Raw genomic sequence first — 26349 nt, forward strand, 5'->3', positions numbered from 1 at the left:
TCTGCCGCAGATGAGGATCGCTTTTACTTTTTTAGTTATTAGACTCGGCCGACGCTCAAATCACGCACAACCCAGGAAGCTGTATATTATGGTTTTCTTATCGGCGGCATAGTCCGGTGACTTTAATTAAAATTTAATCCACATATAAATATACGTAACTTCAATTAAATAATTACAATACTAAATGTAATGCATTATGTATTTCTGTTTGGGTCATCACTTTCAGCGGTCATTTCACCTGAGCCGGGCTGATGATTATCAAACAGTGGCTACCGGGCACATTCCGAAGGATCGCCTTTGATCTTGGCCAGGGCATGGGGGAGAGCAGGCAGGAGGGTGGTTAGATTTTCACGGGCGCCTTTCGGGCTGCCCGGCAGATTAATAATCAGGGTCTCTTTCCTTATCCCGGCTAAGGCCCGTGAGAGCATGGCATGCGGCGTTTTTTGCAGGCTGGCGGCGCGCATGGCCTCGGCTATGCCCGGGACTTCCCGTTCAATAACCATGGCCGTGGCCTCCGGAGTCACATCTCGCGGGGAAAGTCCTGTACCGCCTGTGGTCACGATCATATCTGCTTTTCCCACATCTACCAAGCGCACTAAGGTATTGACAATAACGGTTAGATCATCAGGGATGATGGTATAGGCGGCGATACGGTAACCGGCCTTACTTAATATCTTTTTCAGTTCCGTGCCGCTCAGATCCTCCCGTTTTCCCTCGGACCCCTTATCGCTTATAGTGACTATGGCTGCTGTGTACATAGGTTTTTTAAGTTATGCGCCGCCCCAGGTCGACCGAAGGCTGGAGGCAGACTGGTTAATGTTTTTTTTGACCGAGCAGGCGCAGGGCCTGTGAAGAAATAGTCTTCAGGACATCCTTGCTCTTGGCTATATCTCGCAAATCTGCCTCGCGCAGGAGCGGCAGCAACCTTATGGCCAGCATAAGCGGCGTCTTCGGGTTCTTAACCAGCTCTACCTTAACCGGATAGACCTTCAGCCACTTGCGTTCAGTGGCCAGATGCCGGATAACGCCTTCGTCCATAGTGCGCATCTTGGCTATCTGGACTGCCTCGGCATCGGTAAGACGCGCATTCTGTACCACGGCTCCCTGGACCATCTTGTTCCCGTCGCGGATGAGGATGCCCCGGGACTCTTTGTCGCCGGTCATGGCCAGCTTGATCTTTTCGGCGACGTTCATCCGGGCTATCTTCTGGGATAGGGACTGGCTTTCTTTATCCGGTTCTTCGTTGGTCAATACCAAAATTCCCCGTAATCGTTCACCGTTGACCGTAAGAACCTGAAAAGCGTCTTTTTGGCAAAGAGTCACGGTGATCGCGTATTCCGTTTCGGCCTCCAGTCCCTGGTCCAAAAGACCAGGAACCAGAGTACAAGAGCCAAATATCCCCTGAAAAGCGCAAGGAACGTCTTTTCGGTGAACGGTCAACAGTGAACGGTGGACGGTTACAATTTCCCCTGATCTCTAAGCCTCGCCTTCCTTTTTACCCGCAGCGACAATCTTTTCAGTCAGGTGAGCCGGAACTTCTTCGTAGTGCAAGAATTCCATGCTGAATGTGCCGCGTCCGGCAGTCATCGAGGTGAGCTCGGAGGCGTAACGCAGCACCTCGACCATGGGCACATGGGCCAGGATGGCCTGCACCCCGGATCGTGTCTCTACCCCTATTACCTTTCCCCGGCGGCTGTTTATGTCCCCGATAACATCACCCATGCAGTCGTCCGGGACCAGAACAGTCATAGACATGATCGGTTCCAGCAAGATAGGCATAGCCTCCAGCATGCCTTTCTTGAAGCACTGGATGGCTGCAATCTTGAAGGCTGTCTCCGATGAATCAACCTCATGCGACTTACCGTCATAAAATCTGACTTTAACGCCCACGACCGGATAGCCGGCCAAAGGGCCTGCCTGCATAGCTTCCTGAATGCCCTTTTCCACTGCAGGAACAAAATTGCGGGGTACATTCATTCCGGTCAGGGCATTTTCAAACTCAAAGCTGCCCCCCTGGGGCAGGGGACTGATATCAAAGTGAACCTCGGCAAACTGCCCGGCCCCGCCGGTCTGTTTCTTATGCCGATAGACAACACCCTGTTTGGTTTTTTTGATGGCCTCTTTATAAGGGACCTTGGGCAGGGTAAGGTTGACGTCAACATTGTATTTTCTTTTTAACTTTTCTGCGACAACCTCGATATGGATTTGTCCCATGCCGGAAAGAATGGTTTCCCTGGTCGCCTCATTACGGGTAACCAGGATGGCATTGTCTTCTTCTTTGAGTTTCCCCAGGGCCGCGGATATCTTCTCTTCATCGGCCTTGGTTTTTGGTTTTAAGGCGTAGGAAATAACCGGCTGCGGCGGTTGCAGGGCCTCAATGATGACCGGCGATCCTTCAGTACAGAGGGTGTCACCGGTCACGGTGTCCCTTAATTTAGCGACTGCGACCAATTCTCCCGGTCCCACACCTTCAACGGATTTTTGTGCCTTACCTTCCAGGGACAGAAGCTGGCCGATACGCTCTGTGGTCTGCTTGTTTGAGTTGTAGAGGGTGGTGTCCGGTTTCAGTGTGCCGGAGTAAATGCGCAAGATAGAGAGCCGTCCGGCATACGGATCAGACAGGGTCTTGAAGACCAGAGCCGCCAACGACGCATCGGGAACGGGAGCTATTTCGACCGGTTCCTTGGTCTTGGCATTTAAGGCCATTTTTGCTCCCTTATCCAGAGGTGAAGGAAGATATTGATTGACGGCCTCCATAAGGGTGGTGACACCGATATTGCGTGTAGCTGAGCCACAGCATATCAGGACAAATCGTCCCGCAGTCATACCGCCGGCCAGGCCTTTTTCTATTTCGGCCACCGTCAGGGTTCCTTCCTCCAGAAATTTTTCCACCAGGGCGTCGTCTGCCTCCGCAGCGTATTCCTGGAGATTTTCCCGGTGTTTTTTAACAGAATCTTTCATGTCTTCGGGGATAGGACATTCCTTGTACTGGCCGCTTTGATCGCCGGCAAATACAAAGGCCTTTTCATTTATGAGGTCCACCACCCCGGTGAACTTATCTTCTGCGCCAATAGGGAGTTGAACGGGCACGCAGCGGGCGTTGAGGGTGGTGGAAATGCTATCTAATGTCCTGTAAAAATCCGCCCTTTCCCGGTCCATTTTATTAATGAAAATAATACGGGGCAGATGGAACTCCCCAGCCAGATTCCATATCTTCAGGGTTAAGGGTTTGGCCCCGTCAATGGCATCGATTACGAATACGGCGCTGTCTGCCACCTGCAGGGACATCCTGGTATCATTGAGGAAATTATCATCACCCGGGGTATCGATAAAATGGATCGTATGTTTTTGCCACGTATAATGATTAAAGGCCGAGTTTATAGTAATCTTTCTTTTGATTTCTTCCGGTTCGTAGTCCAGAATTGAGGTGCCGTCATCTACCCGGCCCAGACGGTTTGTCCGTCCCGATGCAAAAAGTATTGCCTCGGCCAGGGATGTTTTGCCTGCGCCGCTATGAGCGAGCAAGGCTATATTGCGAACCTTGTCTAACTGAATACCCATGTCTTCCCCTTTCTAAACTGAACATGCATAGCGAGCGCATTCCCCGCTGCTTGCCATCCAGGTCCGACCCTGGCGGGCGGCGGGGTTAGCGAGCGAATACTATGCTTTTTACCTTACATACGGAGATTCCCTGTCCGCCGCAGGCGAACTGCGGGGAGCTTCAATCTTTATTCACAAGTTTTTGCAAAATATCGACTTAAAATTTTAAAGTCAAGCCTTAATTGTAATAGTTCACCGCAGAGTGCGCAGAGAACGCCTCTGCCTGCCCGCCTTGCCTTGGATGCTTGAGTCCGGTGATTAAGGTTTTTCTTTTTTGTGTCGATATAGTTGGCGTAGCTTGTTGCCATCCGGCCACGGGCCGAAAGCCCCGGTTTTCCGGATGGAACGGTCAGCAGTCGGCTATCAGCGTTCAGCTTAAGATGATGTTGTTTGTCTTATTTTTTTGCTGACGGCTGAAAGCTGATCGCTGAGGGCTTTCATCCGGAAACGGTAGTTTCCGGATGAAAACTAACTCAAGCGGAGGATTGGCTAAAGATGGCCCAGATTGACGCCTTTTTTAAATTGATGCATGAGCAGGGCGCCTCGGACCTGCATCTTATATCCGGATCTCAACCTATCTTGCGTATTCGGGGTGAGATGGAACGGGTCAAATATAAGATCATGGAAAACGACGAACTCAAGGCCATGCTCTATGAGATCACCCCGGAGGACAAGATCAAGATATTTGAGGAGACCGGCGATCTTGATTTCGGTCATGAGATCCCGGGATTAGCCAGATATCGCGCCAATTTTTTCATGCAGAAATACGGCATAGGGGCGGTTTTCAGAGAGATACCGAACGATATCCTGTCGGCCGAACAATTGGGCCTGCCGGCGGTGGTTAAGAACCTGGCTACGCTCCCTAAGGGTATGATATTGGTGACCGGCCCTACCGGCAGCGGTAAATCAACGACACTGGCCGCGATTGTTGATCACGCCAATGCGACCCGCAAGGATCATATTATCACGGTTGAAGACCCTATCGAGTTTGTGCACAAGAGCAAAGGCTGTATTGTAAACCATCGTGAGGTAGGAACGCATACAAAGTCTTTTGCCGCGGCCCTCAGGGCCAGCTTGCGTGAAGACCCGGACATTATCCTGGTCGGTGAGCTGCGTGATCTGGAGACTATCGCTCTGGCCATGGAGGCGGCTATGACCGGCCATCTGGTCTTTGCCACGTTACATACATTGAATGCCTCCAAGACCGTGGACCGCATGATTGAAATCTTCCCGGCCAACCAGCAGCCCCAGGTGCGCTCTACTCTGGCTGATGCCTTGCGGGCCGTGGTCTCACAGACCATGTTCAAGCGCGTGGACATTAAAGGCAGGTGCGTGGCCCTGGAAATATTGATTGCCACACCTGCAGTGCGCAACCTCATCCGTGAGGGGAAAACCTATCAGATCCCATCTGCCATGCAGACCGGTAAAAAATACGGCATGCAGACCCTGGACGATGCCATTATGGAACTCCTGCAGAAAGGGTGGATCGATGCCACTGAGGCGTATAACAAGAGTATCAACAAAGAAAAATTTACCCAATTTTTAAAGAAGCCGCCGGAAGATTTCACGGAGGTATAAAAATTGTCTATAAATAAGGCTGACATCGATCATATCATAACCCGGATGCTGGAATCTCAGGAGAGCATCTCCGATCTCAACGTAACTGTGGGGCGGCCATTTCAGGTAGTTTCATCGGGCCGTCTGGTTCCGGTATCCCTGGATTCGCCCATTGAGCAGATTACGCCTTATCAGGCAGAGACATTTGCCCTTCACCTGATGGCTTCGGATGCAAGGTTGCTCAAGGCCCTGGTTCGGGAAGGTTCCTGTGATTTTTCCTATCAGCTTCCCGGCCGGGCGCGTTTCAGGGTAAACGTCTTTCAGCAAAAGGGTTATTACTCTACCGTGATGCGGAAACTGAGCACCCATATCCCGACCGTTAAGGAACTTGAGCTTCCCGAATCTTTTTATAAAATGGCCAGGGAAAAAAATGGGATAATTCTCTTCACCGGCGCCACGGGCACCGGTAAATCGACCTCTCTTGCGGCCATCCTCAATGAGATAAATGAGGCGGAGCCGCTGCACGTTATCACCCTGGAAGACCCGATAGAGTTTGTTCATGCCCATAGGAAGGCCACATTTAACCAGAGGGAGCTGGGCGCGGATTTCGACAGCTTTGCCCACGGGCTTCGTGCCGCCCTCAGGCAGGCCCCGAATGTAATCCTGGTGGGCGAGATGCGCGACCGCGAAACCATAGAGATCGGTCTGAGCGCCGCGGAGACAGGTCATCTGGTGTTTTCCACCCTGCATACGGTAGATGCCGGTCAGACCGTCAACCGTATTATAGGCATGTTTAGTAAGGATGAAGAACAGCAGATCCGCATACGCCTCGCTGATACCACACGCTGGGTGGTCTGCCAGAAACTCCTGCCCAAAGTGGGCGGGGGGAGAGTGGCTGTCTTCGAGGTCATGAACAACAACGTGCGGATCAAAGACTCTATTTTGAACGGCGAGTCGGAAGGAAAGACATTTTACGAGATCATAGACAGCGGTGAGGCATTCAACATGCAGACCTTCGATAAAGATATCCTTCGTTCTTACGAGCGAGGCCTGATTACGGAAGAAACTGCCCTGGCTTATGCCTCACACCGTGCGGTGGTCAGCCGGGGCATAGACCAGCTCAAGGCCCAGAAAGGTGAAAAGACCTCCGATATCGAGGGGTTGAAGCTGGACGGGAATTATGGCAAGGAACACAGGAGGTAAATCTTAAATATGGAAATCTCATGCCCTGGATGTCAGAAGCGCTTTCTTGTTCCGGATGAAAAGTTACCGGCGAACACCAAAGTCGTCCTTACCTGCCCGGATTGCAAAGGTAAGATTCCTATAGATACGAGGGGAAAAAGTGAAGAGCCCGGCCCTTTGCCGGATACCGATCAGGATGTCGCCATTGAATTCTTCGAAGAAGGGACGAAGACAGGGCTGGTTTGTGTGCCGGATGAGTCTATGAAGGAGGGCGTTGTTCGTGTCCTGGAGGAGTTTGACTACAAAACGAGTGCGGCCGATGACCTGCGGACCTTTTATGCCAAGGTACGTTATAATCATTATGGCGTGATAGTCGTAAGTGAAAAATCCGCGGAAGGAGGGACGGGAAACAATCCCATTTTAAGGTATCTGGAGCGCCTGCCTATATCTGTACGGCGCAATATCTTTTTATTTCTCATTTCCGCTCAGCACAGGACACTGGATACGTTAATGGCCTTCTCCCTCTCTGTAGATGCCATTATCAATGAAAAGGACCTGGGCGAAATGCGGGAGATTTTGCAAAAGTCGCTGTCCCAGCATGAGCATTTCTACAAGGTATTTAAGGATTGCCTGAGGGCTGAAGGCCGGATTTAAAGGTAACACCGCGTAGCCGGGACATTTACTAAACCCCCGCCATCTGATCGAAATCTCTTGATTTTCCCCCTTAGCTATGTTTATTTTTTGCCTATGATTCAGTACGAATTGGCCGAGGACATTGGTGCATCAATAAAAGGCATTATTCATAAACTACAAATGACCCATGTGGATGAATCCAGGCTGGTTTGTATAAGGAGCAAATACTCTAACAGCAAGAGGGTAATTGCCCGCTGCCACGGTCTTTCCAGAATCATGCAATTAGCCCTCAACCAGAGGCCTCATTATGTTATCGAGGTTATTTCTGAAAGGTTTGATAAGCTCAGCAAAGAAGAGCAGATTAAGGTTCTTATCCACGAACTCATGCATATTCCTCATTCCTTTGGAGGCGGGTTCAGAGTCCACAAGCCGTATGTGACTCAGAAGAAGGTTGAGAGGATGTACAGAAAGTTTGTACGGGTCGGATAAGCTTGCCATGCATACGGAGATTCCCCGTCCGTCCTCCGCCTGCGGCGGACGGGAAGCTTCAAATTTTCCACTGTGCCGCCGCCAAATAATAAATTGCCATAATTACGTCGAGTCGACATAACATCGATAATTACAATAAAAAGCAGACCTCCGGATTTTATGCTATCGTCTTATGTAATTGATATTTAATTGCATTTCATTTTATTGTACTGTTTGCCAAATTGTAGTATCATCGCTTTTATCTGCGAGTTTTGATGAAAAAATCGAGTCGATATAATATATAATGTTAAGTTTCTCAAGATAAGAGACCCATTATGGAAGTCATATTGAGTATTATTGGTTCAGCATTATTCTCGTGGCTAATTACCAGTATCTATTTTAGGAAAAGCCTTAAGCAACAGTCGAAGGAAGCTGAAAAAGAGATTTCGCAGCTTTTAAAGTCTTTTGAGAACATACAAAAAGAAAAAAATGAAAGAGTCTTGTATCAACATCGTTTAGAGGAATCTATTCAAGAGTACCGTAAAACTGGCACACCTGTGCGAGTTATAGACACTTATGATAATATGTCCGAAGAAGAGAAAGCCAATCTGTATGATGCTGTCATGTTAAGAGAGAAGGGCAGACTGGGTAAATCTAATAAATATAGAAATAAAAAAACTTAACATCCTGCTGCAAGGGATGGCGCAAAAAACCGCGCCACCCTTGAGCAGAGCGTTAGGCGCGTGAGGAAAAATTTATGAACACAAAAAGTACTAAACGCACAGCCCGTGCTTACGTTATCGAGGCCACTGTCGCGATACTGCTTTGTTACTTCTTACTCGGAGGTTCTGATTGGAGTCCTGCGCTCTGGGCGGTGTTCACTGTCCTTGCCATTTGGATCGTGGTAATGAATGTGCGCCGCGATGCTGGCGTAGAGAGTGCCGTAGCATACGATCGCTGGAAGTTGCAGGTAGCATTACTAATGGTTCTCGGCGTTCTCGGTGCGTCTATATGGAGGAGCTCATCATGGCTTTTTATATTGAGCTTGGTCTTGGGAGCAATTTGGGTCAGCGATTTGCGTGCCCACCAGGACACATATAAACGAAAGGCTGTTCAAGAGGGAAATGATGTTGCCCCTTGACATTAGACAAAATGAAAAATTGGCCTAACCATTCATTCCAACCGCCCGCTTAACAGCGGCGGCGGAATTCAACCGTTATGCGGAAGCGATGAACGGGATGTTTCGCTATGACTATTAAAACCAAAGCGGAAATTGTTTTCGAGGAATTCTGCAACTCAAACAGCATTGGATGGGAGAAGATAAAAGAGGGCGAAAGCCGCGCTCCAGATTACGAAATCTATCTCGGTGGCGAGCTGGTATTCGTAGAAATCAAGCAAATTGATAAAGACGAAAACTTTGGCATCGAGTCTTGCTCTAGAACGGTGGGGTCACATATAAGACGAAGAATACAGAGTGCCAGGAAGCAGGTACAGGCAGGTTCTAACGAAGGTGCTCCGTCCGTGTTGTTGGTGTACAACAATCTCGATCCGTGGCAAATGTTTGGTACAGAACAACATGATTTTATCGACGCGATGTACGGAGAGAGAACCGTGGTGTTAGATACAGACACAAATGCGATCACAGACTCCTTTCAAGGAGGGAATCGATCCTTAGAGGAAAACAAGAATACGTCTTTTAGCGCGGTGGGACTGCTATATAAAAAGGAAGATTGTGCCGGAGTTCATATTTACGAAAATGTTTTCGCTAAGAATCCGCTGGAGTTTTCAAAGGTCCCGAATTGCATTGAAGTCACTCGAATCGAGATAGAGTGAAAATTCCGCATAACAAGTTGTCCGAGCCGACGCCGCAAAAACCAGCCCCGTAGGGTGGGCTTTGCCCACCGAAACCCCTGGACACCGGGGTTCACCGGTGTGACGACTTTTGCAAGAGTCTCGGAGGAATAAACCTCGGGTCTTTGTCCGCAGTCCGCCACGACATCATCCAAGAAATGGCCCGGGTCATCGAGATTCTAGTGTCGCTTCCAGGCCTATCCCAGGCATGCTCCCCTTAGACAAAAAATAGCATGTTAACATTATGCAGGTATTATTTGACAAATAGTTTAACTTAATGTGAATTAACGGCATGACTAAGCCAAGAGAGATCTATGAAAAAATCATGCCGTATTTCGATTCTCTGGAGGCGATTATTATTACCGGCATGCGGAGAACCGGAAAGACCACGCTTCTCCATCTGGTCTTTGACCAGATAAAGGCCTTACCGGATATGGCAGGAGAGCCACTGCCTCTGGCCGGCTTCGTGCCAGAGGGGTTTATCCGTCGTACAGATGTCCTTTCGGTACGGACAGCGGGGGTGAAAGGGACAGCCTGATGGAATATTTAAGGGGCTGGGAGGGTCTCCCTCTAAAACTATACGCTTTTGACGGCGGGTAGGGTCAGGAGAAGGGGCGGCCGCCAAGAGGGCCTCGGTATAGGGGTGGTGGGGTACCTGTCCGAGGAGATTTTTGTCTATTATTTCCACGATCTTTCCGAGATACATGACGGCGATGCGGGTGCTCAGATAATGTACGACCTGAAGGTCATGGGCGATAAAGAGATAGGTAAGGTTGAATTTGTTCTTGAGGTCGAGAAGGAGATTGATTACCTGGGCCTGTATCGAGACGTCCAGGGAAGAGACCGCTTCGTCCGCCACGATGAATTCCGGATTCAGGGCTAAGGCGCGGGCGATACCGATCCTCTGCCTTTGTCCGCCGCTGAATTCATGCGGATAACGATATATCTGATCTTCACCAATACCTACTTCCCTAAGTATATGGGTAACTTTTTCGACCAGTTCTGTCCTGCCGGGGCAGAGCTTATGGATTATGAACGGTTCGGCCACAATATCGAATATGTTTCGGCGTGGATTAAGCGACGAGTAGGGATCCTGGAATATGATCTGCATATCCCTGCGCAAATTCCGCATCTGTCTATGGGATAGCGATGTGATATCCCGGCCTTTATAAAAGACCTGGCCTGAGGCAGGTTCCTCCAGTTTCAGTATGAGGCGGCCTAATGTGGATTTGCCGCAGCCGCTTTCACCCACCAACCCTAATATCTCGCCCGGCATGATGGTAAGGTTAACGCCGGCCACGGCCTGTAAGACGTGGTCTTTCCCGCCCCAGAAGCTGCTCCGCACCTGATAATGTTTAAATAGGTCTTTGACTTCAACCACTGGGTTCATGGCCGGTCTGCCTTTAAAAAGCACCGCACGAAGTGTCCTTTTTCTACCTCAAGAAGTTGTGGTTCGGTGCTGAGACATTCTTTATGCGCTTCTTTACAGCGGTTCTGAAAGGTGCAGCCTCCGGGCAGGGCGGAAAGCGAGGGGACCGTGCCGGGTATGGGCGTAAGGCGGCGTAAGGGTTCTTTATTCAATGAAATGTGCGGCAGGGAGGCCAGGAGCCCCCTGGTATAGGGATGGAGCGGCCGGGAAAAGAGGTTATCGACACCGGCCTCTTCAACTATGCGTCCGGCGTACATGACGATAACCCTTTGGCCTACCTCGGCCACCACGCCGAGATTGTGGGTAATCAAAAGGAGGGCCATGCCGGTTTTCTTTTTGATCTCGGCGAGCAGATCCAGTATCTGGGCCTGGATGGTGACGTCCAGGGCCGTGGTCGGTTCATCGGCAATTATGAGGTCCGGCCGGCAGGCCAGGGCCATGGCGATCATAACCCTTTGTCTTAGTCCGCCGCTCAGTTGGTGGGGGTAATGCCTTATCCGTTCGGCAGGGGAGGGGACGCCGACCAGGCCGAGGAGTTCAACGGCTTTTTGTTCGGCCTGATGACGCGTCATCTTTTCATGTACGAGTATGGTCTCTGTGATCTGGTCGCCTATGGTGAAGACCGGATTGAGCGCGGTCATCGGCTCCTGAAAGACCATGGAAATCCGCCGGCCCCGGAGGCGGCGCAGGTCTTTCTCTTCCAGTTTCATAATATCCCGGCCGTCGAACAGGATTGAACCGGAGACTATCCTGCCGGGAGGGTCCGGGATGAGCCTCAATATGGACAGGGCCGTGACGCTCTTACCACAGCCGGACTCACCTACGACGCAGACAGTTTCGCCCTTTTCCACAGTGAAGCTTACGCCATCAACCGCCTTTAAGGTGCCTTCTTCGGTGTAAAAATATGTCTTTAAGTCCTGGACGGAAAGTAGTGGCTGGGGTGTCATGCGTGGTACTCATTCGAAAAAAAACAACCGTTTCCGGCTGGGAGTTCTCCGCAATCAGCAAGTAGCTGTTGGAGATAGAATCCAGAATTCAGGAGTCAGAATACAAAAGAGCTGAAAGCTGAGCGCTGATGGCTGACTGCCGACTAGATTATAATAAAACAAAGATTGTTTCAAGGGAATGTTTGCCGTATAATACGTCTCTGGATATGAAAACGCCGGCAAAGATATGGGAAATCAGCGGCCGCATGCTCCTGGTCTGGGGGGTTCTTGCCCTCATATCTTGTCCGGCCTGTTCCCGGCCGGAAGACAGCGGTAAATCCCTGGAACGTCCGGCAGCAGCCGGACCGCCCTGCTATGGCGACACCCTGATCACCGGGTCTATCGGCGAGCCTTCAAACTTAATTCCGATCCTTGCTTCCGATAGTTCTTCTCATGAGGTGGCCGGCCTCATATACAACGGCCTCGTGAAATATGACAAAGACCTGAAGCTGGTGGGTGATCTGGCCGAATCGTTTAAGGTCTCAAAATCCGGGTTGGTCATTACCTTTCATCTGCGAAAGGGGGTAAGGTGGCATGACGGTCAACCTTTTACCGCCGCAGACGTCTTATTTACCTATAAGACTATGGTCGATCCACATACTCCAACCGCCTATGCCGAAGACTTCCTGCAGGTGGAAAGGGCGGAGGCGACGGACCCTTATACCTTCCGGGTTACCTATAAAAAGCCCTTTGCCCCGGCCCTGGCCAGTTGGGGTATTTCTATTCTGCCCGGACATCTTCTGGAGGGAAGGGATATCATGAAGAGCCCTCTGGCGCGCCATCCCGTCGGCACAGGCCCCTTTATCTTCAAGGAATGGAAGGCCGGGGAAAAGGTGGTCCTCACCTATAACCCTGATTACTTTGAGGGCCGTCCCTATATCGATCGGTATATCTACCGGATTATCCCCGATTCCGCCACCATGTTTATGGAGCTTAAGGCCGGAGGTATAGATAACATGGGCCTTAGCCCACTTCAATATGCCCGGCAGACCGAGTATCGAAAGTTTAAAGAGAACTTTAACAAGTACCGCTATCCGGCCTTTGCCTATACCTATCTGGGTTTTAATCTCGAAGATGAAAAGTTCAGGGACAGGCGGGTGAGGCAGGCCATTTCCTATGCCATCAATCGCGGAGAGCTTATCGAAGGGGTCCTCCTCGGTCTGGGGCAGGAGGCCACAGGTCCGTATAAACCCGGCACCTGGGCCTGTAATCCCAATGTAAAGCAATATCCCTATAACCCCGTCAAGGCGCGGGAACTTCTACAAGAAGCGGGGTGGCGGGATACGAATGGTGACGGCATATTGGACAAGGGTGGGATACCATTTCGTTTCACCATCATTACCAATCAGGGGAATGATACCCGTGCCCGGACGGCAGAGATCATCCAGCGCCGGCTGAAAGAGGTCGGCATTGATGTTAAGATCCGGATTATTGAATGGGCGGCCTTTATCAAGGAATTTATTGAGAAAAAGGCATTTGAGGCCACCATTCTGGGATGGACAATAAGCCAGGACCCCGATATATACGACGTCTGGCACTCTTCCAAGACAAGACCCGGCGAGTTAAACTTCATCTCTTATAGAAATACAGAGGTAGATGCCTTGCTGGAAAAGGGCAGGCGCACTTTTGACCAAGAGGAACGCAGAAAGATTTACTGGCGTATTCAGGAGATACTGGCCGAGGAAGCGCCTTATGTGTTTCTCTATGTCCCGGACGCCCTTCCCGTGGTTCAGGCCCGGGTTAAGGGCATTGAACCCGCTGCCGCGGGTATAACCTATAACCTGATTAAGTGGTATGTGCCAAAGACGGAGCAGAGATATAAAATGAATGATAGTAACCGTTGACCGTTGACCGTTCACCGAAGAAGACGTTTTTCTCCCTTTTCACGGGCAACGGTGAACTGATAACGGTGAACGGTTACAAATGATGGCGCATGGCTCATAGCCGATAGCTCATAAATAATGGCTACTTATATCCTGAAAAGATTATTTCTAATGATCCCAATCTTTCTGGGGATAACCGTGATCTCCTTTGCCGTCCTGCATCTTGCCCCTGGTGCGCCCACGGAGATGCAGACCATGATGCAGCCCAAGGTCTCTCTGGAGGCCCGGGCCCGCCTCAACGCCATCTACGGCCTGGATAAGCCCCTCCCTATACAGTATTTTGACTGGCTGAAGAGGCTGGTGCGATTTGACTTTGGCCGGTCTTTTTCGTCTGACAACCGGCCGGTACAGGAGAAGATCATGGAGAGGTTGCCGGTTACCCTCTTTATTAACATCCTCTCTCTGGTTCTTATCTTAGTTGTGGCCATACCCATCGGGATACTCTCGGCGGTTCACCGGTATTCTCTTTTTGACAAGGCCACCACGCTTTTTGTCTTTATAGGGTTTGCCGCTCCGACCTTCTGGCTGGCGCTGCTTTTGATGCTCGTTTTTGGCGTACATCTGGACTGGCTGCCTATATCCGGTATCAAGTCCCTGAACTATGAATACCTTGGTTTCTGGGGTAAAACGGTTGACTTGGGCAGGCATCTCATTCTCCCGGTCCTGCTTTCGGCGTTCGGCGGGTTAGCCGGCCTTTCGCGCTATATGCGGTCCAACATGCTGGAGGTAATACGGCAGGATTATATCCTTACGGCCAGGGCTAAAGGCCTGCCTGAACGGGTGGTTATCTATAAACACGCCCTGCGCAATGCCTTGCTTCCGGTGGTGACTGTTCTGGGCTTGTCTATCCCCGGCCTCATCGGCGGCAGCGTCATCTTTGAATCGATATTTGCCATTCCAGGCATGGGACAGCTATTTTACGGGGCGGTCATGGCCAGAGACTATCCGGTAGTCATGGGTGAGCTGGTCATCGGAGCGGTTCTGACTCTTATTGGCAACCTGGTAGCGGATATCTCTTATGCCCTGGTTGATCCACGGATACGGGTGCGATAAGTAATGACAAGGGCCTTAGTTAAAGAATTCTGGCAGCGCTTCAGACGTCATCGCCTGGGGTTAATAGGGGCGGGGGTTGTATGGCTTCTTTTTATCGTTTCTCTGGCGGCCCCTGTACTTTCTCCCTACGATCCAAGCTATATTGATATCAAATCTATCATGGAACCACCCGGTTATGAACATCTCCTTGGCACTGATCAGTTGGGCCGCGATGTCCTCAGCCGGATTATATGGGGAGGGCGCATCTCCCTTATGGTAGGGTTTGTAGCCGTGGGTATCGCTATGGTTATCGGTGTCTTTTTAGGGGCTATGGCCGGTTACTACGGCGGTTATGTGGATACGGTTATTATGCGTTTTGTGGATATCATGCTCTGTTTCCCGACGTTTTTTTTGATCCTGGCGGTCGTGGCCTTGCTTGAGCCCAGTATCTGGAATATCATGGTGGTCATCGGGGCAACGGGGTGGATGGGAATGGCCCGTTTGATTAGGGCGGAGATACTGTCCATAAAGGAGAGGGACTATGTCCTGGCGGCCCGGGCCTTAGGAGCCAGCCATACCCGTATAATATGGAGGCATATTATACCGAATGCCATGGCTCCGGTACTGGTCGCTGCCACTCTGGGCGTAGCTGCGGCCATACTGACCGAATCTGCCCTGAGTTTTTTGGGTATTGGTGTCCAGCCGCCCACGCCGAGTTGGGGTAATATCCTTACCGCGGGCAAGGACAGTATTGAAGTAGCCTGGTGGCTTTCTTTTTATCCGGGTATGGCTATACTTATTACTGTGCTTGGCTATAACCTCCTTGGTGAAGGTATAAGAGATGCTATCGATCCACGACTGAGGGAAGGAAGAGGATGATAAGAAAGGGTTGTGTCCTCCTAATCTGGTTTTTCCTGATGGGGGTTGCGGATGTAACGGCAGCCGACAAGGTGTCGGGTAATAAGACCGCTTCTCCGCCTGCGGTCCCCGGCACAAGAATAATTATGAAACAGGAAGATGCGCCGCGATGGAAAAGCAAATGGGATCTGGCGCGTAAATTTACCCGTCAGAAGAAATATGACGTAGCCCTGGTTCTGTACAGGGAAGTATTGGAGATCAAGCCTAACCTGGATGACGCCCGTTTTGAGATGGCCCAGATATTGAGATATATGGGGAAAGATACAGAGGCCATAGAGGCCCTGGAGATTTTTTTAGAGTCAAAGCCTGACCGCACCGATGCCATGCTTCCTCTGGCCGAACTTTTGGCTGCCCACGAGAATGAAAAAAGGGCCGTCAAACTTTACGAACAGATACTTTTAAAGGAATCCGCGAATTTTTCCGCCTTGAAGGGTCTGGGAGAGGCTTATCTTAAGCTAAAAAGCTATTCAGAGGCATCTAATTATCTACTTAAGGCATTGAGTTTAAACCCCCGAGACGTGGATCTGATTTATAAGATGGCTATCTGTCTGGATAACCTGGGAAAATACGGCGAAGCCGTAGCCTATTACCAAAGGCTGATCGGCCTTAAAGGCAACGACCCGGTTTTTATTCACCGTTATGTGGACTCTCTTATAAGCGCTGGTCGTGAGACAGAGGCCATAGATGTGCTTGCCGGATTTCTGAAAACTTATCCGGATAATCTGGCGGGCCATGATAAGATTGCCCAGCTTTATCTTAAGAAAGAGAAGAAGAAAGAGGCGCTGCCTCATCTGAAAGAGGCGCTGGCCAAAAATCGAAATGACAGTAAGCTCCTTTTTAAGATAGGGCAGATTGAAAGTGAACTCGGGCTTTACAAGGATGCCGCAGTCAGCCTCCAGGCCCTGTTAAAGATTGAACCGAAACACAGAGAGGGGATGGTTGTACTTGCTCAAGCCCTTTCTGCCGGCGGACAATACCCGGCAGCTATAGAACAGTATAAGACCTACCTGTCCCTTGCCCCAAAGGACGAAGAGGCCCTTAAAGAACTGGCCGGGATTTACCTGAAGACCAAAGAATATACAGAGGCCTCTGCCATATATGAGAAACTAAGCCAGGAGTACCCCCAAAAAACAGGCCTTAAAATTGATCTGGCTGATATATGGCTGAAAATGGGTGAACAGGAAAAGGCCCTTAAGCCCCTTGAGGATGTTTTATCCCTGGAGCCTAAGAATAAAGAGGCCCTGGTGAAGAGGGCCACAATACTACAGACATTGGGTAGGATAGGTGAGGCCACCCGGGCCTGGCAGACGGCGATTGAGGTTTATCCTGAACTGACATCGGCAAAGCTGGCCTTGTCCCATCTCCTTATTGAACAGGCCCGGACGGTTGCCGCCCAAAAATTATTTCGCTCTGTTCTGGCAGATGATGGTAAGAACCTAGAGGCACTGAAAGGACTGGCAAAAACAAATGAGAGGAGGGGTGAGCTGGATTTAGCCCTGGATGCATATAAAAAGATACTGTCTGCCTATCCCGATGATAAGGATGCAAAGTTCGGTCTGGCCCGCACTTACGAGGGCCTGAAGGATTATGAAGAGGCCGGTAAGTGTTATGCCCGTCTGTTGGCCGAAAATCCCGACTCCCAGGAGGTCCTGCTTGGCCTCGCTCGTCTGGCAAGGCTCTCCGGTAACTACTATAAGAGTCGGACGATGTATTCAGACATTTTAAAACGCTGTCCTGACCTTGAAGCCGCCTGCGGCGGACTGGCAGAGCTTTACATTGATGAAGGACGTGCGGATTATGTCCGGGCGGAATATCGGAAGATGATCTTAAAAGATCCGGGTTCGGCGGCGGGGGTTCGAGGCCTGGCCCTTCTCCATCTGAGAGATAATGAGTACAAAGCGGCTGAGGAACTTCTAAGGAGTTATCTTGCCTCTCACAGCGGCAGCGACGGGGATCATCTTCTACTGGCTCGAATACTCATGGGGCGCAAAAAATGGGACGAGGCCGCGGGTATTTATCAATCAATGTTTAGCAGGGGCGATACGGCCGGAGAGGCGCGGACCGGGCTGGCCGAAAATTACTATAGAAGCGAACGATTTCCGCAGGCCGTGGCCGTTTATAATGCGGCGTTACAGGAAAGGCCATACTCAGCGCTGGCATTAACCGGACTCAGAAAATCTCTGGTCGAAACCGGGGACGGCATATATTTTGAGACTATTGGCCTGGAGATCGAAGGGCTATGCCGGCGCCGTCCTGATATCTTTTGGAATGATGATTTCTTTAAAAGTGAACTCCTTGACTGGCCGGAGAAGGTGGCCCTGTACCAAGGGATCAAAGAGAACAATCCCGAACACTTCCTGGCCGGATGGTTCTTGGCCCAGGCCCTGGAGCATGTGGATGTGGATAGAGCACTGAAGGAATATGAAGACTGGGTGGAGAAATATTCGGATAATGAGGGGGGGGTGCTCAAGCTGGCCCGGCTTTACGCCCGGAAGTTTGCCTTTTCTAAGGCCCTGGCCCGGTATGATAAGCTCCTGGCCATCGATCCCAATAATGCCCTTTACCAGGGCGAAAAGATACAACTGTTTTTTGATTGGGGGCGTGGCGATGAGGCCTTGGTCCTTTTGAAAACGCTCCTTATCCCTCATGTCGATGACGTAATTGAAGAGAAGCTTAAACAACTAGCGGAGAACGAAGAGGACCAGGAGATAAAGGATAAGCTGGTTCGCTTTCTTTCCAAAAGACCTAAGGGCTCTGTCTATTGGTTGTATGAAAAAATTTCCCGCGAGATTGAAAAGAAAAGGTTCCCGCAAAAACTCCTCCTCGGCATGGAGCGAGTCCGCCTGGACCTGTATGGAGATTACCTGATTCAAAAAAAAGCGCACGATAAAGGGAGGATCTTCAGCATTATTCCCCGGAGGTAGAGATTGCCGGGGTCACATCTCCATATGTTATTACTGTTCCTACGTGTGTAGGGATGACCGCAAAACGATAAGTACATAAACTTGATCAATTCGTAAAAAAGCCCTCTCACCGCTGAGCACGCAGAGCCCGCAGAGAAAACATGTAACCTATTCAATATGTTATCTCGGCGTTCTCGGCGGCCTCTGCGGTAATTTTGACTTTTTATAAAATCATCAAACTTGACAGGAACTGTTTTGGGGTACATTATTAGGGTGGTAATGAAATGGAGACGACATGGAAGATGTGCTGATTATAATACTGGTCATAGCCTTTTTTGTGGCGCTGTTTAAGTGGGTAGTGCCTCGCCTAAAGCCGCCAACCTCCTTCGGTTGTCCTACCTGAGCAACCAAAAAACCTCACTCTGCGGGCCGCAGAAATAAGAAATGAATTGGTTTTCATCCGGAAAACCAAGTTTTCCGGATGGAGCAGTCAGCACTCAGCTATCAGCATTCAGCTTAACATAATGTTTGTCCTACTCTTTTGCTGACAGCTGATGGCTGAAAGCGTGAAGCCGGAAACAGTAGTTTCCGGATGAAAACTGGATTGATTTTTAGCAGGGCAGGACGGGACGAAATGGCTGGTTATTGGAAGAAGCTTCTTAGGATAAATCTTACCAGTGGGAAAACCGAGACAGAAGAGATACCTGAGGAGATTATCACCAAATACCTTGGCGCCAAGGGTATCGGAGCCTACTACTTTATAAAAGGCCTTAAAAAGGGCATCGACCCCCTTTCTCCTGAAAACAGGATTGTCCTGGCTACAGGGCCTTTTCAGGGTACGGAAATTCTATCCAGTGGCCGTTTCGCGGTTATTACCAAGTCTCCCCTTACCGGCATATTTCTGGATAGCTATAGCGGGGGGCTGTTTGGCCCCGGTCTCAAATACTGCGGTTTTGATCTGGCGATTATCGAAGGCAAAACAAAAAAGCCTGTATATATCTGCATAACCAATGGGCGGGCCCAGATAAAGGATGCTGCGCATCTATGGGGAAGGACCACGGCTGAAACAGAAAAGATCATAAGGTCAGCGGAAGGCGAGGATACGAAGGTAGTTTCCATAGGCGTGGCCGGAGAAAACGGGGCGCTTTTCTCCTGTCTGATCAGTGACAGGCGCCGCGCCGCGGGCCGGGGGGGAGCAGGGGCGGTCTTTGGGGCGAAGAACCTTAAGGCCGTAGCGGTAAACGGTACGCTGGCTATCCCGGTTCATGATGCTAAAAAGATAAAGGAATTAAATCGAAGGGCTGTGCAGGCCGTGGCACAGAGGCGTAAAGATAACGCCGGCCTTTATCTTTACGGTACCTCATCAGTATTGGAATATTCCCACAGGAAAGACCGCTTACCGGTCCTCAATTTTCAAAAAGGTGAGTGGGAATACTATGAGGGACTGGATGGGGAGACCATCCATCGGGAGAATAAGGTTAAATTCAACCCCTGTTGTCCCTGTCCGATTGCCTGTGGCGGTATTCTTACCTCTCAAGGTAAAGACCGGCCGGAGTATGAGACCCTGGCCATGCTGGGGGCAAACTGCGGCCTGAAAAGATATGAGACCGTGATTAAGGCCAATGAGCTATGTGATCTTTACGGCCTGGATACGATTTCGACCGGCAATGTCATCGCCTTTGCCATGGAATGTTCGGAAAAAGGGATAATAAAAGAAAAGATCAAGTTCGGCGATGAAACGAGGCTTTTGTCGTTGATTGAGGAGATTGCTTATCGCAGGGGCATAGGCGGGCAGTTGGGCTTGGGCGCCAAAAGATTAGCCGGGATGTGGGGACACGGTTCTCGTGATTTTGCCATGCATGTGAAAGGTCTTGAGATGCCGGCCTGGAATACACGGGGACAGTTAGGCCAGGGGCTGGCCTATATGACCGCTGATATCGGGGCCAGCCACTTACGCGATGGCCTTGCGGAGCATAGTCCACCTAATAAACCGGCCATGGAGGTTGTCAAGGAGCTGGTGGAGGCCCAAAACGAGACTACCGCCAGAGATAACTACATAATATGTGCTTTTGCCCTGTACACTGTCTCACACGAGATGTGCCTTGATTATTTTAAGGCGGCAACGGGTTTGGGATTAAATAAAGAGAAGATTCAGGAGATAGGCAATCGGATATTCACCCTTATTCGAAGCGTTAATTGCGGGGAGGGGATAACGCGCAAGGACGATAGCCTCCCGGCCAGGGCCATGAATGAACCCCTGCCTTCTGGAGTGGCCAAAGGCTGTAAGGCGTTTGTTAGTGAGGAAGATAAAGAGCAGTGTCTGAATAGATACTATGAACTGCGCGACTGGGACAATAATGGTATTCCCAAAAAGGAGACACTTGAGAAATTAGGGATAGAGAGACTGACCCGGTGAGATCACGATATTTTTTTAAAGAACTTTTTTCGCCTGATTCCTGCCAGACCAACCAAACCGGAGCCGACGAGAAGCATCGTAGCGGGTTCAGGAACCGGAGGATTTCCACCACCTGTATCTCCATCTCCGATCCAGCCACTTCCATCAGTGTCTATGCCTGGGGAATTTGGATCATCAATGCCCTGGACATGGGCTGCTGATCTATAGCTACCGTTGCCGCCTCCTGGAGCACTATAAAAATTGAAGGATGAAGCGGTAAGTCCTGGGATACCTGAAATTACGTAAACCGAATAATCATCCTCACCGAATCGAGTAGATACGCTTGCTGTATCAAAAGAGAATTTGATATCAAAATACCCGTCTCCATCTGCCTTAAAGGCGTTACTTCCGGTCAAAAACGAGGTTGCCTGGACGCTAGAGTAATATGTATCGTAAGTAAAGGTTAAGGAAGTGACAGCAAGATTGGGATCTAGATTGAGATACCAATCACTTACAAATTCTGATCCAGTCAGATTCGTAGCCTCCATCTTCAATACAACCGTACCATCAGTGTTATCTATAAAAGTCGCAGTGAGCCATGGAGTGAATGGGGAAGAAGGAGCCTGTGCGCCGGAGAACTCGGTATCAAGTCCAATCGTCAATGGCAGCGCCAGGACAGGTATCGGAGATAAAGCTAAACTCACCAGCGCAACGGGAACCATCCATACGAATATAAAAAAACTTTTTAAAGTTTTCATCCTCATTTCTCTCCGTCAATATAAGCCCTTTATGATAGCTTATTCCAAGAAAAGCAAATCTTATGCCATAGTTTTAACTTATTGTTTTTATAACATATGCTTAAATGAGTCTTTATAAAAAGTGGAAAAAGTTTACCACTTAAGGAGAAAAGTTTTTCTTCTTTTAGTAATTTATTTTCACCTTGTTTATGTACTGTGAGGTTTAACTTAGTAAATTAGGAGCGATGAGTTGTCCATTTTCTTATTACGAGGCCAATCAAGCCGCTGGCTAAGAGAAGTATGGCTGAAGGCTCGGGGATCGTTACATCTGGAGGATCGAGAGGTTGGATAAACGTGGCGTATCCCACTCCCCACGGGTTACCAAGTTCAAGAAATGGTTTCCATACAAGGGTTTCATCTTCGTTCCAGGTAGTATACAGTCCATAGCAAAAATTATCCGGGTCGTATCCCAATACCGGTACGAAGTGGTCCGTACCCCCGTTGCCGTCAGTATCGACCAGGAACATCAGAGGCCGTCCGGCATCGATTTCAGCAATCAAACTGTCCCATGTGGAATTGCTATTATATGGCTCGTACCAGGCATCAAAAGTATATCCACGATAGTCGGCGAATCCGGTAAAAGCGTCGTCAGCGAAAGACTGGTAACTCCAACCGTAGCCAAGAGGATCTTCCGAGGTATGAAAGAAGTCAGCGACACTGGTGTCGGGCGGTTCAGGTAAATCGGAATTATCCGGCGTCGGATCATACTTTTCATTGTGTGCCGGACTGGAAATATGGTCTTGGACATTCGCGGTTAGACAGACGCTATCCCATCCGCTGGCATCAAATAAATTGTCATAGCCGTGGAGGTCCCAGTAGCCGATAACAGAGGCGGCGGCAGTAGGCCCACAGCCGTGGTACCAATTGTAGGCCGGGACATTTGAGAGAGTCACCGGTAAGGCAGCAGCAGGAGGTATATTCATCAGCCATAATGCCGCTGTTTCTACCAGAAAGAAGCTTATCGTTATAAGTAAAAACTTACGAATGAATAACATCCTTCCCTCCCTGGATTGGATACCTCTATTATATCGGTTTAGACGAGAAGTTTGTTAATAAAGGAGGTATCCCTTCCTGTGACGATTGGGATATCTTATAGCACAGTGGGTTTGTGGATGCAAGAATTGATCGACGGCATCATAAGGGTTTGAAAGATGCGATGGAAGATATGTGACTAGGCCCGCGGCTGAGATGAAAAAACCTTACTTAGAACCACAGGATAGCAGCGTCAAATATTATATTGGCCCCCTATTTCTTTTTAGAAAATTTTTTTCTGCCGAAAGCGGCCAAGCCTATCAGCCCGGAGCCCAAAAGGGCCATGGTAGCCGGTTCAGGAACCGGAGTGCCACCTCCCGTAAACCTTTCATAGACTACATCGTTGGAACAATTCACGGTCCAGCTGATAATGAAGTCATCTGAACCAAGGTATATTGGGTAATCTGAGAAGTCAAAAAAAGAGGTGACTTCAGTGCCTGTTGCCCCGGGGATTTGCCAACCTGAAAAATGGGTGGTTTGTGCAGTAGTGGAGGTGCCTACATTAATCGCAATTGGGTGACTGTCCCTGATATAGTAACCAGACCAAGTACCTGTATTGTCATTACCCGAAAGTATATAGGATGAGTCATTATTACCCTTTATCGAGGAAAGATTAATAGAGAAAAGACCGTAATCGCCTGCTGTTTTTTGCCCATTTGTCTTCACCAGATAGTTCCAGGTATTATCCGCTCCAATATCAATAAAAAGGTCACTCGGTTTCAACACATTCCAAATACTCAGATAATTATCTGCCTTATAATTAAAGCAAATGTTTTCAAGATAACCATTACTTGATATAGATACCTTACCTCCGGTAAAACTTGGTATTCCAATGGTGTCCTTATAGTCATCAGCCGTTCCATTGTTCCATGTAGGCCAATAGTAAGAAGTATCGCTAAAGGGAATCTCTATCGCAACAGCCTGTGACGAGACAAAAATAATCAATAAAACAAGCAAAGCCAACCGCTTTTTCATACTGTTCTCCTGAGATGTAATGCAATGCCCACATGCCATATGGCAAGGGTAATTGTTACTAGCACTTTTTGCTCAAACAAAAAATAGCAACTTTTATGCCAACGTATTTAAAATGACCCCGGAATATAATAAATATAATGTTGTCAATTAGTTATAATAAATGGGAAAATCTGGTACAGGCCGTCAATCAATTAAGAAGTGGAAATGAAATACCAATTGTGAGAACTTCATTTCCACTGTGTGTAAAACTTTTCACATTTTTACAGGTATTGACCCAAAATTAGGAAAAAGGGGGTTCAATTTTCTACAATTACATAGGGTGCTATTTCTTTTAGTTTCTTTTCCCCGATCCCCTCGACATTCATAAGATCAGCAATGTCTTTGTACGGTCCATTTTGTTCGCGGAAGATAATGATGCGCCGGGCAAGTTGCGGCCCGATGCCGGGGATTAGTTCCAGATTCTGTTCCGTGGCCGTGTTTAAAGGCATTGATATGTCCAGGAGAAGGCGTTCGGGATTGGTCATGGGGATAATTTTAATCTCATTTGTCCCCTCCGGTTTAGGGGTAACCAGAAGCTTTGTACCGGTAGGCACTTTCTGTGACAGGAGGACAGGGGAGTGCGAGGGATTTCGTTTCAACCCGCCGGCCCTTTCAATTACTTCTTTGACTGATGGTTGTAAGTAGAAAGTGTAGAGGCCGGGGGATCGTACTCCACCCATGACTCGGACGTATTTTAGACCCTGGGTGGGAAATGACTCTGTAGGTGAGGCTGACCCGGGAGTTCTGCCATAAGAGAGGTAAAGACAGACACCGAGCAGGACGACGGCTAGTAAGAGGACGGCCTGTTGCTCGTATCTGGTCATGATTATTGGGGGTTTCATTATATGGCGGTCAGCTATCAGCGCTCAGCGTTCAGCTTAAGATGCTGGTTGTCTTGATTTTTTGCTGAGAGCTGACGGCTGATGGCTGAAAGCGTGAATCCGGAAACGGTAGTTTCCGGATGAACACTAATTAATTTAACCCCTTTTTCTTTTTGCTGTCTTTAAGGAGCTTATAATTAATGCCATCCACGAGGGCCTGCCAACTGGCCTCGATGATGTCTGTGGAAACGCCCACCGTGCCCCAGGTATCTTCCCTGTCGCTGCTTTCGATAAGCACTCTCACCCGGGCGCCGGTGCCGGTCTTATCAGGGATGACGCGTACCTTATAGTCATCGAGGTGAATTTCCTTGAGTTCCGGATAAAACTTTTCCAGGGCCTTACGGATGGCATTGTCCAGGGCGTTTACCGGCCCATTGCCGATGGCGGCCGTATGCTCGACCTTCCCGCCGACTCCAAGCATGATGGTTGCTTCCGCCTGCGCCTCATCGTCTTCTTTTGATTTCTGGTCAATGACTCGGAACCCAAGAAGATCGAAATATTTTTTCTGCGTACCGAGGGCCCTTTGCATCAAGAGTTCAAAGGAGGCCTCGGCTCCTTCAAACTGATATCCCTGATTTTCCAGTTCCTTGAGTTGCTTCAATATCTCCAGTACAACCGGATCACGACTTTCGAGGTCCAGGCCGTACCGCATAGCCTTATGGAGGATATTGCTCTTTCCGGAGAGGTCGGATATAAGTATCCGCTGTATATTTCCCACCTTTTCCGGACGGATGTGTTCATAGGTCTCCGGATTTCTCTGCACGGCGCTTACGTGGATGCCTCCCTTGTGAGCAAAGGCGCTGGCCCCTACATAGGGTTGATATTTGTTGTGGGGCAGGTTGGCAATTTCCGTTATAAACCGCGATATCTCACTGAGCCTGGTGAGCTGCTCATCTGTGATGCATGGTATCTTCATTTTCAGCATCAGGGTGGGAACGATCGTACACAGGTTGGCGTTCCCGCAGCGTTCACCATAGCCGTTCATCGTCCCCTGTACCTGAGAAGCCCCCAGCTCCGCGGCAACCAGGGAATTAGCCACCGCCAATCCGCTATCGTTGTGGGTATGAATGCCAAAGGAGACATTTTTAAATTCTTTTTTTACTTTATTAATGATCTTGGCCACTTCCTGGGGCAGCGTCCCGCCATTGGTATCACAGAGGACAAGGCAGTCCACACCGGCAGAGACGGCCTGCCTCAGCGTGGCCAGGGCATAATCCGGCTGGGCCTTAAATCCGTCAAAGAAATGTTCGGCATCGTAAAAAAGCTTCTTCACATGGGGACGGAGATAAGCCACGGAGTCACGGATTATCTCCAGGTTGCGCTCCAGGCTGATACGGAGGGCATCACGGACGTGGACATCCCAGGTCTTGCCAAAGATAGTAATAACCTCTGTCTGTGCCTCTACAAGGGCGCGCAGGTTAACATCTTGTTCCGGTGTGTTACGCGGATTATGGGTGCTGCCAAAGGCCGTAATCCTGGCCGAGGAAAGGGCGTAATTTCTTATTTCCTTAAAGAACTGTACGTCCTTGGGGTTTGACCCGGGCCACCCACCCTCGATATAGTGGATACCTAATTCATCGAGCTTTAGAGAAATCCGTACCTTGTCTTCGACCGAAACGTTAAAATCTTCGGCCTGGGTGCCGTCTCTTAATGTAGTATCATAGATTTCCATACGTCGCATTCTTGATACCTCTTAAAAATTCGAATTTCGAAATTCGAATCAGTTTAGCTGGTTGAAAAAGTATTCTTAAATCCCTCCCAACCTCCCTTTTTCAAAGGGAGGAGAAA

General features: G+C 49.4%; 21 protein-coding genes. 11 read left to right on the top strand and 10 right to left on the bottom strand.

Annotation, left to right across the window (positions count from 1 at the left end):
- Window positions 1-269: 269 nt before the first annotated feature.
- The 3 genes from RDU59_10695 to fusA all read right to left on the bottom strand — a co-directional run bounded on the left by RDU59_10695 (window position 270) and on the right by fusA (window position 3561).
- Window positions 270-758 carry a MogA/MoaB family molybdenum cofactor biosynthesis protein gene (locus tag RDU59_10695; GenBank protein ID MDQ7838942.1) on the bottom strand — a complete coding sequence of 163 codons (489 nt, stop codon included), beginning with the start codon at window positions 756-758 and terminating at the stop codon, window positions 270-272.
- Window positions 759-813: 55 nt separating this feature from the next.
- Window positions 814-1251, bottom strand: coding sequence for a hypothetical protein (locus RDU59_10700; GenBank protein MDQ7838943.1), 438 nt, complete (start codon window positions 1249-1251; stop codon window positions 814-816).
- Window positions 1252-1476: 225 nt separating this feature from the next.
- The gene (gene fusA / locus RDU59_10705; GenBank protein MDQ7838944.1) at window positions 1477-3561 is read right to left on the bottom strand and encodes an elongation factor G; all 2085 of its coding nucleotides are present in this window, start codon (window positions 3559-3561) and stop codon (window positions 1477-1479) included.
- 534 nt (window positions 3562-4095) lie between these two features.
- Here fusA and RDU59_10710 point away from each other — a divergent pair.
- The 6 genes from RDU59_10710 to RDU59_10735 all read left to right on the top strand — a co-directional run bounded on the left by RDU59_10710 (window position 4096) and on the right by RDU59_10735 (window position 9273).
- On the top strand, window positions 4096-5178 hold the full coding sequence (locus RDU59_10710) for a type IV pilus twitching motility protein PilT (protein ID MDQ7838945.1): 1083 nt from the start codon (window positions 4096-4098) through the stop codon (window positions 5176-5178).
- Between the two features lie 9 nt (window positions 5179-5187).
- Entirely contained in the window at window positions 5188-6360 is a 1173-nt protein-coding gene (locus tag RDU59_10715) for a PilT/PilU family type 4a pilus ATPase (GenBank protein MDQ7838946.1), read from the top strand.
- 9 nt (window positions 6361-6369) lie between these two features.
- Window positions 6370-6993: a zinc-ribbon domain-containing protein gene (locus RDU59_10720; GenBank protein MDQ7838947.1), complete on the top strand. Its 624-nt coding sequence runs from the start codon at window positions 6370-6372 to the stop codon at window positions 6991-6993.
- A gap of 93 nt (window positions 6994-7086) precedes the next feature.
- Window positions 7087-7461, top strand: a complete 375-nt coding sequence (locus tag RDU59_10725) for a putative metallopeptidase (GenBank protein ID MDQ7838948.1) — start codon at window positions 7087-7089, stop codon at window positions 7459-7461.
- A gap of 314 nt (window positions 7462-7775) precedes the next feature.
- Window positions 7776-8123 (top strand): hypothetical protein, encoded by a 348-nt coding sequence (locus RDU59_10730; protein MDQ7838949.1) that lies wholly within the window; start codon window positions 7776-7778, stop codon window positions 8121-8123.
- Between the two features lie 565 nt (window positions 8124-8688).
- Complete coding sequence (locus RDU59_10735) at window positions 8689-9273, top strand: hypothetical protein (protein ID MDQ7838950.1); 585 nt, start codon at window positions 8689-8691, stop codon at window positions 9271-9273.
- 442 nt (window positions 9274-9715) lie between these two features.
- On the opposite strand, the gene RDU59_10740 is transcribed toward RDU59_10735, so the two are convergent.
- Window positions 9716-10681, bottom strand: a complete 966-nt coding sequence (locus RDU59_10740; protein MDQ7838951.1) for an ATP-binding cassette domain-containing protein — start codon at window positions 10679-10681, stop codon at window positions 9716-9718.
- On the bottom strand, window positions 10678-11667 hold the full coding sequence (locus tag RDU59_10745) for an ABC transporter ATP-binding protein (GenBank protein ID MDQ7838952.1): 990 nt from the start codon (window positions 11665-11667) through the stop codon (window positions 10678-10680). The genes RDU59_10740 and RDU59_10745 overlap by 4 nt, the downstream gene beginning before the upstream one ends.
- A 206-nt stretch (window positions 11668-11873) precedes the next feature.
- Between RDU59_10745 and RDU59_10750 the strand changes: the two genes are divergently transcribed.
- The 5 genes from RDU59_10750 to RDU59_10770 all read left to right on the top strand — a co-directional run bounded on the left by RDU59_10750 (window position 11874) and on the right by RDU59_10770 (window position 20858).
- Window positions 11874-13550 (top strand): peptide-binding protein, encoded by a 1677-nt coding sequence (locus RDU59_10750; GenBank protein ID MDQ7838953.1) that lies wholly within the window; start codon window positions 11874-11876, stop codon window positions 13548-13550.
- A 117-nt stretch (window positions 13551-13667) separates the two neighbouring features.
- A complete protein-coding gene (locus tag RDU59_10755; GenBank protein MDQ7838954.1) occupies window positions 13668-14642 on the top strand; it encodes an ABC transporter permease in 975 nt (324 codons plus the stop codon).
- 3 nt (window positions 14643-14645) lie between these two features.
- Window positions 14646-15500 carry an ABC transporter permease gene (locus RDU59_10760; GenBank protein MDQ7838955.1) on the top strand — a complete coding sequence of 285 codons (855 nt, stop codon included), beginning with the start codon at window positions 14646-14648 and terminating at the stop codon, window positions 15498-15500.
- The gene (locus tag RDU59_10765; protein MDQ7838956.1) at window positions 15497-18463 is read left to right on the top strand and encodes a tetratricopeptide repeat protein; all 2967 of its coding nucleotides are present in this window, start codon (window positions 15497-15499) and stop codon (window positions 18461-18463) included. Before RDU59_10760 ends, RDU59_10765 begins: the two co-directional genes overlap by 4 nt.
- Window positions 18464-19076: 613 nt before the next feature.
- A complete protein-coding gene (locus RDU59_10770) occupies window positions 19077-20858 on the top strand; it encodes an aldehyde ferredoxin oxidoreductase family protein (protein ID MDQ7838957.1) in 1782 nt (593 codons plus the stop codon).
- A gap of 2 nt (window positions 20859-20860) precedes the next feature.
- On the opposite strand, the gene RDU59_10775 is transcribed toward RDU59_10770, so the two are convergent.
- From RDU59_10775 to cimA, 5 genes are all read right to left on the bottom strand, one after another.
- On the bottom strand, window positions 20861-21595 hold the full coding sequence (locus RDU59_10775) for a PEP-CTERM sorting domain-containing protein (GenBank protein ID MDQ7838958.1): 735 nt from the start codon (window positions 21593-21595) through the stop codon (window positions 20861-20863).
- Window positions 21596-21810: 215 nt separating this feature from the next.
- Entirely contained in the window at window positions 21811-22629 is an 819-nt protein-coding gene (locus RDU59_10780; GenBank protein ID MDQ7838959.1) for a C39 family peptidase, read from the bottom strand.
- 250 nt (window positions 22630-22879) lie between these two features.
- Entirely contained in the window at window positions 22880-23641 is a 762-nt protein-coding gene (locus RDU59_10785) for a PEP-CTERM sorting domain-containing protein (protein MDQ7838960.1), read from the bottom strand.
- 296 nt (window positions 23642-23937) lie between these two features.
- Window positions 23938-24522, bottom strand: coding sequence for a helix-hairpin-helix domain-containing protein (locus tag RDU59_10790; protein ID MDQ7838961.1), 585 nt, complete (start codon window positions 24520-24522; stop codon window positions 23938-23940).
- Window positions 24523-24652: 130 nt separating this feature from the next.
- Window positions 24653-26242, bottom strand: a complete 1590-nt coding sequence (gene cimA, locus RDU59_10795; GenBank protein MDQ7838962.1) for a citramalate synthase — start codon at window positions 26240-26242, stop codon at window positions 24653-24655.
- Window positions 26243-26349 lie beyond the last annotated feature (107 nt).

This window comes from Thermodesulfobacteriota bacterium (assembly GCA_031082315.1).
In the GTDB taxonomy this organism is placed as follows: domain Bacteria; phylum Desulfobacterota; class QYQD01; order QYQD01; family QYQD01; genus QYQD01.

Coding starts and splice junctions, on each gene's coding strand:
- RDU59_10760 (MDQ7838955.1), top strand. CDS start 14,646: ATGACAAGGGCCTTAGTTAAAGAATTCTGGCAGCGCTTCAGACGTCAT.
- RDU59_10780 (MDQ7838959.1), bottom strand. CDS start 22,629: ATGTTATTCATTCGTAAGTTTTTACTTATAACGATAAGCTTCTTTCTG.
- RDU59_10790 (MDQ7838961.1), bottom strand. CDS start 24,522: ATGAAACCCCCAATAATCATGACCAGATACGAGCAACAGGCCGTCCTC.
- fusA (MDQ7838944.1), bottom strand. CDS start 3,561: ATGGGTATTCAGTTAGACAAGGTTCGCAATATAGCCTTGCTCGCTCAT.
- RDU59_10755 (MDQ7838954.1), top strand. CDS start 13,668: ATGGCTACTTATATCCTGAAAAGATTATTTCTAATGATCCCAATCTTT.
- RDU59_10765 (MDQ7838956.1), top strand. CDS start 15,497: ATGATAAGAAAGGGTTGTGTCCTCCTAATCTGGTTTTTCCTGATGGGG.
- RDU59_10750 (MDQ7838953.1), top strand. CDS start 11,874: ATGAAAACGCCGGCAAAGATATGGGAAATCAGCGGCCGCATGCTCCTG.
- RDU59_10725 (MDQ7838948.1), top strand. CDS start 7,087: ATGATTCAGTACGAATTGGCCGAGGACATTGGTGCATCAATAAAAGGC.
- RDU59_10775 (MDQ7838958.1), bottom strand. CDS start 21,595: ATGAAAACTTTAAAAAGTTTTTTTATATTCGTATGGATGGTTCCCGTT.
- RDU59_10735 (MDQ7838950.1), top strand. CDS start 8,689: ATGACTATTAAAACCAAAGCGGAAATTGTTTTCGAGGAATTCTGCAAC.
- RDU59_10730 (MDQ7838949.1), top strand. CDS start 7,776: ATGGAAGTCATATTGAGTATTATTGGTTCAGCATTATTCTCGTGGCTA.
- RDU59_10770 (MDQ7838957.1), top strand. CDS start 19,077: ATGGCTGGTTATTGGAAGAAGCTTCTTAGGATAAATCTTACCAGTGGG.
- RDU59_10785 (MDQ7838960.1), bottom strand. CDS start 23,641: ATGAAAAAGCGGTTGGCTTTGCTTGTTTTATTGATTATTTTTGTCTCG.
- RDU59_10720 (MDQ7838947.1), top strand. CDS start 6,370: ATGGAAATCTCATGCCCTGGATGTCAGAAGCGCTTTCTTGTTCCGGAT.
- cimA (MDQ7838962.1), bottom strand. CDS start 26,242: ATGCGACGTATGGAAATCTATGATACTACATTAAGAGACGGCACCCAG.
- RDU59_10740 (MDQ7838951.1), bottom strand. CDS start 10,681: ATGAACCCAGTGGTTGAAGTCAAAGACCTATTTAAACATTATCAGGTG.
- RDU59_10710 (MDQ7838945.1), top strand. CDS start 4,096: ATGGCCCAGATTGACGCCTTTTTTAAATTGATGCATGAGCAGGGCGCC.
- RDU59_10745 (MDQ7838952.1), bottom strand. CDS start 11,667: ATGACACCCCAGCCACTACTTTCCGTCCAGGACTTAAAGACATATTTT.
- RDU59_10695 (MDQ7838942.1), bottom strand. CDS start 758: ATGTACACAGCAGCCATAGTCACTATAAGCGATAAGGGGTCCGAGGGA.